This window comes from uncultured Intestinibacter sp. (assembly GCF_902468165.1).
Taxonomy (GTDB): Bacteria; Bacillota; Clostridia; order Peptostreptococcales; family Peptostreptococcaceae; genus Intestinibacter.
In genome coordinates this window covers 1-14,106 of sequence record NZ_CABQXJ010000080.1, presented here as the reverse complement: position 1 = coordinate 14,106, position 14,106 = coordinate 1, and the positions used below count along the sequence as shown (strand labels likewise).

The 14,106-nt window shown below is 28.2% G+C and carries 13 protein-coding genes; 3 read left to right on the top strand and 10 right to left on the bottom strand.

The window, feature by feature from the left end; all coding sequences use genetic code 11:
• Positions 1-172: 172 nt before the first annotated feature.
• On the bottom strand, positions 173-1,045 hold the full coding sequence (locus RDX53_RS12115) for a shikimate dehydrogenase (protein ID WP_307994242.1): 873 nt from the start codon (positions 1,043-1,045) through the stop codon (positions 173-175).
• A gap of 145 nt (positions 1,046-1,190) precedes the next feature.
• Positions 1,191-1,955, bottom strand: coding sequence for a type I 3-dehydroquinate dehydratase (gene aroD / locus RDX53_RS12110; RefSeq protein ID WP_307994241.1), 765 nt, complete (start codon positions 1,953-1,955; stop codon positions 1,191-1,193).
• A gap of 175 nt (positions 1,956-2,130) precedes the next feature.
• On the opposite strand from aroD, the gene RDX53_RS12105 reads away from it, so the two are divergent.
• Positions 2,131-3,036, top strand: a complete 906-nt coding sequence (locus tag RDX53_RS12105; protein WP_295676339.1) for a LysR family transcriptional regulator — start codon at positions 2,131-2,133, stop codon at positions 3,034-3,036.
• Between the two features lie 117 nt (positions 3,037-3,153).
• Here the strand turns inward: RDX53_RS12105 and RDX53_RS12100 are convergent, their stop codons facing one another.
• The 6 genes from RDX53_RS12100 to RDX53_RS12075 form a co-directional block, all read right to left on the bottom strand.
• A complete protein-coding gene (locus RDX53_RS12100) occupies positions 3,154-3,993 on the bottom strand; it encodes a 4-hydroxy-3-methylbut-2-enyl diphosphate reductase (protein ID WP_307994240.1) in 840 nt (279 codons plus the stop codon).
• A gap of 116 nt (positions 3,994-4,109) precedes the next feature.
• The gene (locus tag RDX53_RS12095; RefSeq protein ID WP_295734496.1) at positions 4,110-4,721 is read right to left on the bottom strand and encodes a 1-acyl-sn-glycerol-3-phosphate acyltransferase; all 612 of its coding nucleotides are present in this window, start codon (positions 4,719-4,721) and stop codon (positions 4,110-4,112) included.
• Between the two features lie 18 nt (positions 4,722-4,739).
• Positions 4,740-5,387, bottom strand: a complete 648-nt coding sequence (cmk, locus tag RDX53_RS12090; RefSeq protein WP_307994239.1) for a (d)CMP kinase — start codon at positions 5,385-5,387, stop codon at positions 4,740-4,742.
• A gap of 27 nt (positions 5,388-5,414) precedes the next feature.
• The gene (locus RDX53_RS12085) at positions 5,415-6,647 is read right to left on the bottom strand and encodes an NAD(P)/FAD-dependent oxidoreductase (RefSeq protein WP_307994238.1); all 1,233 of its coding nucleotides are present in this window, start codon (positions 6,645-6,647) and stop codon (positions 5,415-5,417) included.
• A 6-nt stretch (positions 6,648-6,653) separates the two neighbouring features.
• Positions 6,654-7,295, bottom strand: coding sequence for a histidine phosphatase family protein (locus tag RDX53_RS12080; RefSeq protein ID WP_055087776.1), 642 nt, complete (start codon positions 7,293-7,295; stop codon positions 6,654-6,656).
• A 173-nt stretch (positions 7,296-7,468) separates the two neighbouring features.
• Positions 7,469-8,587 carry an AI-2E family transporter gene (locus RDX53_RS12075; protein ID WP_307994237.1) on the bottom strand — a complete coding sequence of 373 codons (1,119 nt, stop codon included), beginning with the start codon at positions 8,585-8,587 and terminating at the stop codon, positions 7,469-7,471.
• Between the two features lie 267 nt (positions 8,588-8,854).
• Between RDX53_RS12075 and RDX53_RS12070 the strand changes: the two genes are divergently transcribed.
• Positions 8,855-9,157 (top strand): hypothetical protein, encoded by a 303-nt coding sequence (locus RDX53_RS12070; protein WP_022071543.1) that lies wholly within the window; start codon positions 8,855-8,857, stop codon positions 9,155-9,157.
• 14 nt (positions 9,158-9,171) lie between these two features.
• Positions 9,172-9,504 (top strand): thioredoxin family protein, encoded by a 333-nt coding sequence (locus RDX53_RS12065; protein WP_295575464.1) that lies wholly within the window; start codon positions 9,172-9,174, stop codon positions 9,502-9,504.
• 99 nt (positions 9,505-9,603) lie between these two features.
• Here the strand turns inward: RDX53_RS12065 and RDX53_RS12060 are convergent, their stop codons facing one another.
• Positions 9,604-10,983, bottom strand: a complete 1,380-nt coding sequence (locus tag RDX53_RS12060; protein ID WP_307994236.1) for a discoidin domain-containing protein — start codon at positions 10,981-10,983, stop codon at positions 9,604-9,606.
• A gap of 148 nt (positions 10,984-11,131) precedes the next feature.
• Positions 11,132-13,726, bottom strand: a complete 2,595-nt coding sequence (clpB, locus tag RDX53_RS12055; protein ID WP_295762614.1) for an ATP-dependent chaperone ClpB — start codon at positions 13,724-13,726, stop codon at positions 11,132-11,134.
• Between the last annotated feature and the right edge of the window lie 380 nt (positions 13,727-14,106).

Below are 14,106 nucleotides of genomic sequence, written 5' to 3'. Positions count from 1 at the left end.
AAATTGGTTAAAATAGGAAAAGTTTTTACAAAATATGTTGAAATTTTCAAATAAATCTCAAAAATAGTATTAAAATATTAAAATTCGCACTAAATAACATAATAAAAGAACTGCATTAGCAGTCCTTTTATTAAACTAACAACAATAATGAGGTTTTGTAATAAGTTTATTATTAATATTGTATACCCATTACTTCTTTAACATGTTCTATAGGCATATTTTGGTTAGTCCAAAGTTTAAATGCAGCTGCACCTTGGAATAACATCATTGGGAAACCATTTAATGTTTTACAACCAACTTCCTTAGCCATTTTAAGAAGTGCTGTTTCAGCTGGTGCGTATACAACATCAGTAACTATTAAATCTTTTCTTAAAAATGATTTATCAGGTATATAAGTTTGTCCTTCAAGAGGTTTCATACCCATTCCTGTAGCATTTGTAAATATATAACTTGAAGCTATTTCTTCTTTTAATTTATCTAAATCTTCTAAGTCATATAAAGTAGCTTTACAATTTGTTTTTTCATTTATATCTTTAACTGTTTTTTGAGCTCTTTCATAAAAAGCATCTTTTCTATTAAATATAGATATTTCTTTTACTCCATCAAGAGCAGCTTGTACTTGTATAGCTGTTGCAGCTCCACCAGCACCTACTATAGTCATTTTTTTACCTATTATATCTATACCAGCATCTTTTAATCCACTCATATATCCTATACCATCTGTTATATGACCAGTTAATACACCGTTGTCATTAACTATAGTATTTACAGCACCACACATCTCAGCTGCATCTGATAATTTATCTAGGTATTTATGAACTACTGTTTTATTAGGCATTGATACGTTAGAACCTCTAACTTTCATAGCTCTAAATCCTTTTATGGTATCTTCTAAATCTTCTGTGCCTACTTCAAATGCAAGATATGCATAATCTAGTCCTAATTTTGCAAATGCTTCATTGTGCATTCTTGGTGATGATGAATGTCTTATTGGTGTAGCTATTAAGCCTATTAATTCAGTATGACCTGTTATTCTCTCTGCCATTTTAATATTCCTCCAATTTATTTATTTGTGTATGTATATGATTTTTATTTGTAGTTTTTATATAACATAGGAAATTTTTATTTTAATTATGTTTTTGTATTTTATATATGTTTAAAATTTGTGTACTATCTGATTATTATGTTTTTTATTTACTTTGATGCATTACATCAAGTATTAAAGCTAATTTGTCTACCGATATTTGACCTGGTGCTGAAGCAGCTTTTGCAGCTCCGAAAGTAAGTGCTGAACCGAAAGTTTCTCCAGATAATCTACTTACAAGACCAAGCGCACCCATAGACATTGTTATTATAGGTTGTTTTGCGTATTTAGTGTGCATCTCTTCTGTAGCAGCTAATAATGTTACTACGTCTTCTGAAGTATTAGGCATAACTGCTATTTTAGGTAAGTCAGCACCTAAGTCCTGCATTTTACAAAGTCTGTTTATTATTTCGTCTTTTGCTGGAGTTTTATAAAAATCGTGATTTGACATTACGACTTTTACATTGTTTTTGTGAGCTGTTTCGACTATATCTTTTACTATTTCATCTCCTGTAAATAATTCTACATCTATTAAGTCGACTAATTTAGTTTGTGCTATTGTTTTATTAAGCTCTGAATAATATTCAGTACTTACTTCTAGCTCTCCACCTTCTTTTTTGCTTCTGAAGGTGAATAATATAACAACGTCTTTAACTTCATCTCTAAGAGCTTTAACTATTTCTTTGACTTTTTCTATATCTTCTACATCTTTATAGTGATCAACTCTCCATTCGATTAAGTCGAATTTCACATTTTTTAAGAGTTTAGCTTCTTCTAATATCTCTTTATTAGTTTTTCCTACTAAAGGTACACATATTTTTGGAATACCTTCACCTAGTTTTATATTTCTTACTTCAACAGTATTTAACATCTTATTTCTCCCTTATATATATTAATATTTGGTTTGTTAATTTTTTGTCGTTTATTATAATTTAATTATATTACCTAATCTCTCATAATTCTAATACTATTTTTTATTATTTTTGATAGGTTTTAGCTATCAATTATGATATACTAATTTAAAAATAATGCAAGGGGTATTAAAAATGAATTTAAATCAGCTTTATTATTTTAAAACAGTAGCTCAATTACAACATTTTAGAAAGGCTGCTGAAAAATTAAACATATCTCAACCTAGCCTTAGTCTTTCTATTTCAAACTTAGAAAAAGAATTGGGGACTTATTTATTTGAAAGACAAGGTAGAAATGTTAGTTTGACAAAATACGGTGAAATTTATTTGGAATATGTAAAAGAAGCTTTATCAATACTTGAAATTGGAGAAAAGAAATTAAGAAAAATAACTAGTGATACGCAAGGCCACATAGATATTGCTTATATATCACCTCTAGCTTCTTATTTTATTCCGAAAAAGGTGAGGGCATTTTTAGAAAGCGACGACAATAAAGATATAAAATTTACATTTAGACAGGGGATTACATCTCAGTTAATAGATGGTCTAAAAAGTTCCAAATACGATATTGTATTTTGTTCATATATAGAAGATGAACCCGAAATAGTGTTTGATTTGCTATTTAAAGATGAGCTTTTATTAATAGTGCCACAAGACCATCCACTATCAGTATTAGATGTTATAGATTTAAAAGATATATCTAAATATCCAATAGTATCATATGAAAAAAGTACAGCTTTAGGGAAGGTGACTATGGATATATTTAAAAAGGCCGATATTACACCTAATATTATATGTGAAAGCGAAGACGAAAACGGAATCTATGGTCTTGTATCAGAAGGATTTGGTATTGCACTTGTTGCAGATATAATAAATCCTGATAATTTTAAAGTAAAACAAATAAAAATAAAAAATACTGATTGTAATAGAAGTATATATATGGCATATAAGAAAAATACATACCAAGCGCCTGCTGTAAGAAAGTTTATAAAATATATAAATAGCACATCTAAAGATATCTTTATATATGATAACAATTAGACTTTTAAGTTTAGTATTATTAGAATATATATTAAAGCAATGGACGAAGTCGGTGGCGATATAAAATTTTATTATACAAAAAAGTAAGCAAGTACTATAATTCCTTGCTTACTTTTTTTATATAGATTCTAAAAACTCTATAACCTCAGATATAATCCAGTCTGGAGTAGAAGCTCCTGCTGTTATACCTATAGATTTGTAGTTTTTAAGTTCTTCTTTATTTAGTTCGTCTTTTGTCTCTATTGCAAATGTATTTGTTAAGTCTTTGCATATATTGACTAACTTTTGTGTGTTAGAGCTGTGTTTTCCACCTATTACTATCATACAATCAACTTCTTTTGCTAGATTTTTAGCAGAAAGCTGTCTTTCTTTAGTTGCAGAACAAATTGTATTTTTCATAGTAGCGTCATTTAATACTTCGTTTAATTTAGATATTATTTCTTCGTATTTATCTATATCTACTGTAGTTTGACTTACTACACAGTATTTTGCATATTTATCGAACTCGATATTATCTATTTCATCTATGCTTTTTATTACTATAGCATTATTTCCACACCATCCATTTATTCCTATAACTTCAGGATGAGTTTTATTTCCTATTATTATGATTTTATATCCTTTTTTAGAAAAATCATTTACTATTTTGTGAATCTTTTTTACAAAAGGACATGTTGTATCTACTATCTTTACACTTTTTGTTTCAGCGTCGTTGTATATATTTTCTCCAACACCATGAGATCTTATTATTACCCTCTCATTTGATGGTATATTTTCTATTTCTTCTACTACTTTAAGACCTTTTTCTTCATATTTATTTACAGCTTGTTTATTGTGTATTAAAGGTCCTAGTGAATACACTTGCGTGCTTTTATCATCTAGCTCATCACTTGCCATTTGCATAGCTCTTTTTACTCCGAAACAAAAACCTGCATTTTTAGCTATTTTAACTTCCATAAAATCCTCCTATATAAAAAGCCTTCATCATTTAAAATGAAGACTTTTTTAATTATAATTAACTTAAGCAACGGAATCTCCGATTCGTTGGCGCTATGAGCAAAGCGAATTTTTGTTTATTTTATTTCGCCTTTTTCAAGCTTATAGTAATTTTCTTTTATAACATCCATAACTTCGCCAGCTATACGAGTGTGATCTTCACTAGTAAGCTTTTGTTTATAGTATTGTTCTAGTGATATAGGCTCTCCAAAATATACTTTTGCTGGTTTGAAAAGCTTATAACTAGAATATATAGTACATGGTACTATCTCTGCCTTTGCTTTTGTTGCAAAAAGTGAAAGACCTGCTTTTGCATCATTAAAGTCATCAGTTTTGCTTCTAGTTCCTTCTGGGAACATAACAAGAGCGTAGTTATTTTTTATGTATTTAAGAATTCTTTTAATAGTTCCTAGTCCTGGATTAGTTCTATTAATTGGTATAATTTCTACTTTATTTAATATTGATGCTAATATTTTATTCTTAAATAATTCCTCTTTTGCTACTGCAGTCATTTTTCTTCTTTTATTTACAGCGCTCGCTATAAATATAGGGTCTAAATTAGATTTATGGTTTGCTGCTATAATTAAATTTCCCTCTTTAGGAATATTGTCTATACCTATTACTTCAAATTTGAAGAAAGTCTTTGTAAACATACCAAAGAACTTTAACATGAAATTATAAAAAGTCAAATTTATCTCCCCTTTAAACTATTTAATTTTTTGTAAAACAAGTTCTACAACTTGATTTATATCTTTACCTGTTGTGTCTATTTCTATAGCGCCTTCTGCTTTAACAAGTGGGGCAAATTCTCTGTTTGAATCGATTTCGTCTCTTCTTATTATATCGTTTATTATATCTTCTAAAGTTCCGTCATATCCTTTTTCTTTTAACTCGATATAACGTCTTTTGCCTCTTTCTTCTGGAGTTGCTACTAAGAAGAATTTATAATCTGCATTTGGGAATACATAAGAACCGATATCTCTACCGTCTAGTATTACTGCATTGTTTTTCCCGATTTCTCTTTGTAAATCTACCATTAAGTATCTAACTTCTTTTATTTTTGCAACATCTGATACGTTTTTGCTCACTTCTAAAGTTCTTATTTCATCGTTTACTATTTTTGAATCTAGATATATATTGTTATCTCTAAAATCTATTGATGTTTTTTTAGCCATTTCGATTACTGCATTTTCATCTTTAACATCTAAGTTATTTTGAAGGCATTTTAAAGTTACAGCTCTATACATTGCTCCTGTGTCTATGTAATTTATGTTTAATCTTTTAGCTATTATTTTAGCTATTGTACTTTTACCTGCTCCTGCAGGTCCATCTACTGCTATTATTATATTTTCCATTGTGTTTCTCCTATTTTTAAATAAATATTAGTTTAAACTAAGTCCTGCTAAATATCCTGTTGAAAATGCTATTTGAAGATTGTATCCTCCTGTTTCAGCATCTAAATCAAGTAATTCACCAGTTATAAATAAGTTTTCTATTTTTTTAGATTCTAAAGTAGATGCATCTACTTCTTTTGTGCTTACACCGCCACATGTCACCATTGCACCTTTAAATCCTAGTGATGATGTTATTGTAAGCTTCATATTTTTAATATATTCTACTATAGAGTTTTCATCTTCTTTTGTAAGTGAGTTTCCTTTGACATCGCTTAAATTTAAGATGTTTAGAAGCTCTTTTACAAATCCATCAGGAAGAATTGTCTTTAAGTTAGTAGATATATTTTTATTTGGGTTATTTCTAATTAAGCTTACTATTTCTTCTTTTGATGTATCTTGCATAAAGTCGATAAATATCTCAACATGTTCTCCAGCTAGTACTTTGTTTATATATGAATCTATTATAAGTACTACTGGACCACTTATGCCGAAGTGAGTAAATATCATATCGCCACATTTGCTTATTTTTTTCTTTTTAAGCTTTGTAGAGATTTTTACGTTTCTCATAGATATACCTTGAAGATTTTTAACCCAAGTTTCTGATGTTTTTAGCGGGCATAAAGCTGGCAGTGTTTTAGTTATAGTATGTCCATGTTTTTCTAAAACTTGATACATACTTCCATCAGAACCTGTATGTGCGTAACTTTTTCCACCAGTAGATAAGATTACTTTGTCGGCATATAACACTTCGCTTTTTTCATTTTCTTCAGAAGTTACTACAACACCTTTTATTTTTTCATCTTCTACTATTAAATCTGTTACTTTTGTATTGTATATTATGTTTACGTTTTTGTCTCTTAAGTCATTTTCTAATGAATTTATTAGATCTAATGCCTTGTCGTTTTTAGTATATACTTTTGAATCATTTTCTTCTTCGATTTTATATTCTACACCTATACTGCTTAAATAATCTAATAAATCGTAATTACTAAATGAATAAAAGCTACTGTATAAGAATTTATTGTTATTTACGACTTTATCGAAAAAGTCTTCTATATATCTGTTGTTTGTTATATTACATCTTCCACCACCAGTAAGTTTAAGCTTCTTTCCTAAAAATTCGTTTCTTTCGATTAAAGTTACACTGTGGTTTTGTTTTGCAGCACTTATAGCTGCCATTATTCCAGAAGGTCCGCCTCCTACAACTATTACTTTAGCCATTATATCCTACTCCAATGCACTGTTTTCTAATTTTGTATCATTTATAATATGTGTAGTATCGTTCATTTTCATAACTACAGGACCATAATCTCTAAGTTCGATTATGTTTAGAGCAGTATTTGCTTGATTTATTCTGTATATGTTTTTAACATCTGAATCTAAGAATGATAAAAGCATAATTCTTGCACATAGAGAGTGAGTTACTAAAACTATGTGTTTTCCATCGTATTTTTCATTTATTTCTTTTATAAAAGCATCTGTTCTTTCTTTTATTTGAGAAAGTGTTTCTCCTTGAGGAATTTTTGCTAGATGTGGTTCATTTCTCCACATTTTATATAACTCAGGATCTTCTTCAATTATATCTTTTATAATTCTTCCTTCCCAAGTCCCAAAATTCATTTCTCTTAAAGCTTCAGTTTTTTCAACTTCTATACTTAATTTGTTTCCGATAATTTCGGCAGTTTGATAAGCTCTTCCTAAATCACTACTGTAGATATAATCTATTGGATATTTAGTCATACTATCTGCTAAAAGTTCAGCTTGTTCTATACCTTTTGGTGTTAAATCTGAATTTCCATGTCCTTGTGTTTTGCCAAGTAAGTTCCATTCAGTCTGTCCATGTCTAACTATATATATTGTGTTTGTCAATTATTTCCACTCCTTTGTTATTTCTTCTCAAATTTTAATTATATCATAAATAAAAATAATTTCATATGGATTATAAAGCACAAAAAAACTATCTCAAAATATAAGAGATAGTTTTCTATATTATTCAAATAAATCTATATATTTAAAAGTATTAAAATAGAGATTTATTTATATTAAAGCCATTTATCATTAGGTATTTGTCTCTTTCTAAGTCTTTTATATACCGATTTTCTTATTAGAGTATATATTACTGAGCTAAGTGGTATAAATAATATCATACCTACAACTCCCATAAGGCTTGAGCCTAGTGTTATTACAAATATAACCCATATAGGTGGTAGACCTATTGATTTGCCGACAACTCTAGGATATATTAAGTTTCCTTCTATTTGTTGTAATACTGCAAATAAGATTGCAAATACGATTACTTTTATAGGATTTACCATAACAATAAGTATTGAGGCTATAATAAATGCTATACAAAGACCGAAAATAGGTATTAAAGCCATTATTGTAATCATAACACTTATTAAAAGTGCATATGGAATTTTTAGTATTACCATAGTTACAAAGAACATACTTCCAAGTATAAGACATTCAATACATTGATATGTAAAGAAGTTTGTAAATGTTTTATGTGTTAATTTGCCCACTTCAACCATTTTATCTACTATTTTTTCAGGTAAAAATGCATATAGTAATTTTTTTAATTGAACGCTTAATTTTTCTTTTGAAATAAGTATGTAAGCTGCAAATATAAAGCTTATTATTGTACTTATAATTGTTGAAACTACGCCTGTAACTACTCCAAATGTAGAAGTAAATAAACTACTAAAAGAGTCTTTGAAGAAGCTTAACACTTTGTTGCTAATGCTTTGCCAGTCTATTTCAACACTTGCAAGATAATCTTGAACCCAGTCCCAGTTTATATTTGTATCTTGTAGCAGTTTGCGTAAGCTTTCTACTGACTCTGGAACAGTATTTACTATATTTGTAATAGTATCTATTAGTTTTGGCCCAATTAAAAATACTAAAACTAATATTACTAATATAAATATTAAAAATGTAAGCAACAGGCTAAGCGGTCTTTTTAGCCTTGGAAATTTTCTTTCTAAAAAGTTCATAGGTATGCTCAGAATAAATGCAATTGCAGCACCTACTAAAAATGGTTCTACTATAGAAAGTATATTTGTAAAAATGCCAAATATATCTCCAATTCGATATAAAATAAAAACGAGGAATATTAAAAATATAATTCCTTCAAATATTTTTCTTATTTGTTTTTCGTGCACAATAGTACCTCCCAATATGTGAAAATTTATTAAACAAATATCTGTATCTATAATCATATACCAGGTTTATGAAATATATACTAAGTTTATGAATTATATGTTACATATTTATTTCGAGTCCAAAATCTACTTCTTCTACATCTAGCAGTTTTATCATCTAATTTAAATCTTAAGTTATAATATAATAAAAAACAATAAGTTTGTACATATTTATAGTCAATTTATGATAAAATAAAAAATAAAGACAATACTAAGGAGAATGACAAAATGGAAGAGATGAGTATTTTAATAACAAATGAAGCAAAAAGAGAGTTAGATAAGCTTCTAGAAAATAGTGATAAAACTTGTATAAGAATTCTTACAAGACATATAACTATGACAACTGAAGCTAAAATAGACTTAGAACTAGATGAACCAAATGCAAATGACAATTGTTATGATGTAGATGGATATAAAATAATAATAAACAAAGTATTAGATTCTCAAATGAACTACATAACTATATCATATGGAGGATTATTAAGCAGAAACGCATTTTGCGTAGAAGCTGATTTTAATTTCTATTATTAAAATATCTTAATAAGGTGATAATATTGATAAAATTAGATACTCTTGAATTAGTACAAAAAAATATAAATCAAAATAAAATGACAGTAGTTTACTTCACAGGCAACTCATGTGGTGCTTGTGAGGTTATAAAAGAAAAAATTGAAAAGTTTTTAGAAAATTATCCTAATATAAAAGCATATGAAATAAATGGCGAAGAAAATACAAAAATAGCTTATAAATATAGTGTTTTTTCTATGCCCGTGTTTCTTTTATTTATAGAAGGAAAGGAAAGTATTAGGACTGGAAAGCATGTTGATTTATTGAGTTTAGAAAGAAGTATTGATAGATATTATAATATGATTTATTAAAAAAGAGATACTATTAAGCATCTCTTTTTTAAACTATATATAATTTATATAAATAGTCATTATCTGTATATGTTTTATAATATTTTAATTGTTTAATTTTTATTTTGATAAAATTTCAGTTATAAATACACTATCATAATTATATATATATCCCGTGTACGCATCTACAAAATAATATGATGTACAAGTCATGCCACCATCTTCTGATTTTGGAGATATCGGAAGTACATATCCCGTTTTTTTGTCTCCATTTTCAAACTCTTCCACAGTTAAATCTACTTTTTCTAATCCTTGAGATAGAATATAATTACCATTATAACCATATGTATTTTTTAAGTACTCACACGTTTTATAAAAAGCTTCTTCAAAAGTATAATTTACTTTATTATATTGATTATCAGAAGCTTGAGATGGTACTTTTTCATCGATTTTCTTATCAATTAAATAATTATAATTATCCTTATTGTCTAAAAATTCTTTCTTAAAATTTTCATTAGTAACATTTATAACGTTTTCGCCATAATCAAGTTGAATATTATCAATCCAATCGTTACCTTCGTAGTAATATTGAAGTAAGTTACTTTCAATCAAAGCTTTTTCAATTACCCCATCACAAGTCGAATCTCTAAAACAACTTATTAAATTTTCACCATTTAATTTAGCGGTTAATTTATCGTTCTTATCTTCTGAAATTTTAATATTTTCTCCTTGATATTGTAAAATATCTACTAAAACATTAGCTAAATATTGTACTTTTTGTTCTATCAGCATACCATTTTTATAATCTATATATTTTACAATTCTTGATAAGCCATTTTCTTCACTATAATCACCATAAATTCCAATAAAATTTGTTGGTTCATCTTCATTGCCGTTGATTCTAGGATAGTTTATTCCAATCGATCCAATACAAGTTAAATTTGGTCTTTCATTTCCTTCATATATATCTTTTATTGTAAATTTTACGTAATCAGTTTTTATAGATTTATTTAAAGCTATTTCTTGTTCTTCTACTTTGTTATCTTCTAAATTTATCTCTTGTTTTTCTCCATTAGAAAATTCAACTTCCAAAGTCTTTACTCTGTTGTTTTTAAGATAACTTTCGTTATTATCTCCATTCCATCCTAATCCATTTACTATATAGAATTTATCTAATTGCACTTCTTTATCAAAATTTATTTGAATCCACTCGCCTATTCCTTTTCCATACTTATCATTTAAAACCCAACTACTGTTACTATCATCATCTAAAACATTTAAAGGTGAATAATTATTATATTGATCAGATGACTTAGCATCATACACAACATAGTCGCAATCTGTTGCAAGTGTATTTGTAGAATTTTGTACTTGTTTTAAATTTTCCTCTAGACTTGACGTTGTAACACTTGATTGTATATTTGATTTTTTTAAACAACCTACCATGGATAGACTAATTGTAAAAATAGCTAAAATTGATATGTATTTTTTTAGTTTCATATTTTCTCTTCCCCTTATAAAGACTTATTATACTTATATTTTAAAATATAACATAGTTAGTTTCAATATAATACGTTTTTTTAATATAAAAATAAAAGACTACCACAAATCTTACTTTGTGATAGCCTCTTTGCATTTATATATTATATTATTTAACTACTATATCTATATTATCTCCGTCTCCATCTACAACTATAGTATCGCCATTTTTAATTTGACCTGCTATTAATTTTCTAGCTATTATAGTTTCAAGAGTGTTTCCTATATATCTCTTAAGTGGTCTTGCACCATATACAGGGTCATAACCTTCTTTAACCATAATATCTTTTGCAGCAGTTGTAACTTCTATATTGATATCTTTTTCTTTAAGTCTGTTTGCAAGGCTCTTCATAAATATATCGATGATTTTGTAGATTTCTTCTTTATCAAGAGATTTAAACATTATGATGTCGTCTACTCTGTTTAAGAATTCTGGTTTAAATCTTCTCTTCATTTCGTCCATTACAACTTTTTTAGTTTCTTCAGTTATTTTACCTTGATCTTGTAATAAGTAGCTACTACCTATATTAGATGTCATAATTATTATAGTGTTTTTAAAGTCTACTGTTTTACCTTTGTTGTCTGTAAGTCTACCATCATCTAGTATTTGTAAGAACATATTAAATACATCTTCGTGAGCTTTTTCTATTTCGTCGAATAATACTACTGAATAAGGGGCACGTCTTACTGCTTCTGTCAATTGTCCACCTTCTTCATATCCTACATATCCTGGAGGTGGTCCTACAAGTCTAGATACTGAGTGTTTTTCCATGTATTCAGACATATCTATTCTTATTATGTTTTCTTCGCTGTCAAATAATGAACGAGCTAAAGTTTTTGCAAGTTCTGTTTTACCTACACCAGTTGGTCCAAGGAATATAAATGAACCTATTGGTTTGTTTTCGTCTTTAAGTCCAGCTCTTGCACGAATTACGGCATTTGCTACTGCTGTAACAGCTTCATTTTGACCTATAACTCTTTCGTGAAGTTCATCTTCGAGTTTAAGAAGTTTTTCTCTTTCGCCTTCAACTAGTTTAGTTACAGGTATACCTGTCCATTTAGATACTATTTCAGAAATTTCATTTTCTGTAACTTCTTCTTTAAGTAGTGCTGTATCGTATCCACTGCTTATTTTTTCTTCGTATTCTTTAATTTGACTTTCTAGTTTTGGAATTTCTCCGTATTGTATTTCAGCTACTTTGTTAAAGTCGTATTCTCTTTCGTATTTTTCAACTTGTCCTTTTAATTCATCAAGTTTTGCTTTTAAGTTTCTAACTTGTAGTATTTGATTTTTTTCTTTTTCGTATTTAGCAGTCATTTCGTCGTCTTTAGATTTTAATTCTGCTAATTCTTTTTCAAGTACTTCAAGACGTTTTTTACTTTTTTCATCTTCTTCAGCAAGTAAAGCTTCTTTTTCTGTTTCTAAAGTAAATAATTTTCTTCTTACTATATCAAGCTCTGTTGGTAGAGAGTCTATTTCACTACGTATCATAGCGCCAGCTTCATCTATTAAGTCTATTGCTTTATCTGGTAGAAATCTATCAGTTATATATCTATCAGATAATTTAGCGGCAGCTACTATAGCACTATCGTGTATTCTTATTCCGTGATGTATTTCAAAGCGTTCTTTTAAACCTCTAAGTATTGATATAGTATCTTCTACAGTTGGTTCAGAAGCTATTACTGGTTGGAAACGTCTTTCTAAGGCTTTATCTTTTTCTATATATTTTCTATATTCATCAAATGTTGTAGCACCTATACAGTTTAATTCACCACGAGCAAGCATAGGTTTGATTAAGTTACCAGCATCCATAGAGCCTTCTGTTTTACCAGCACCTACTATTGTGTGGATTTCGTCTATAAATAAAATTATTTTACCGTCAGCATTTTGAACTTCTTTTAATACTGCTTTTAGACGTTCTTCGAATTCACCTCTATATTTAGCACCAGCGATTAATGCACCCATATCAAGTGAGAAGATTATTTTATCTTTTAATCCTTCTGGAACATCTCCTCTAACTATTCTTTCTGCCAAACCTTCAACTATAGCAGTTTTACCAACACCAGGTTCACCAATTAAAACTGGATTGTTTTTAGTTCTTCTTGATAATATTCTTATGATTCTTCTTATTTCTTCGTCCCTACCTATAACAGGGTCTAGTTTATGTTTTTTAGCTAAATCTACTAAGTTTGTACCGAATTTAGCTAGTGCATCATAAGTTCCTTCTGGATCGTTAGAATCTACTCTTTGGCTACCCCTTACACTTGATAAAACTTGTAAGAAGTCGTTTTTATTAATTCCGTACATTTTAAGTATTTTTCCTACAACAGATTTAGATTCAGTTTCCATCATAGCAAGCATTACGTGTTCAACGCTTATATATGAGTCTTTGAAATCTTTAGATATTTCTTCGGCCTTAATTAGTACTTCTTCAATTCTTCTAGAAGCAGTAACGCCTTGTGATGATATACCTTCTCCGTATATTTGAGGTATTTTACCTAATTCTTCGTCTATAGTGCTTTTTAATGCTGCTACAGATACATTCATTTTTTCAAAAATATTTGGAATTAAACCATCTTCTTGGTTTACTAAAGCAGAAAATAGATGAATAACATCTACTTGTTGATTGTGATGTTTAACTGCCTCATTGTAGGCGTCGTTTAAACTTTTTTGAACTCTTACGGTCATTTTTTCTATATCCATATTAATCCCTCCATCTATATATTATGTCCTAAATAAAGAGAAATAGATATAGCTTTACCTAAAATTTGATAAGCTATTTTGATTTTGCAATTACCCTAAAAAATAAAGGAATATATATTCCTGTGCATAAAAAATAAAATAATAATAAAAGTCTATTTTGAAATTCTTAGACCATATCTATAAAAATAAGATTTTTAATCTTTAAATACTATTATAGAACTTTTTTTGCAAAAATCTAGGGGTTTTTGTTTACAATTTTGTTACTTTTATGAAAGTAAGATTTAAGATAGATTTTATAAGAAGCTGTCTTAAGTTTACGATTTTTATTAAATAAAAAAATATTCTAAAAAATAAGTATTAGAATATTTTCATTTTGAATA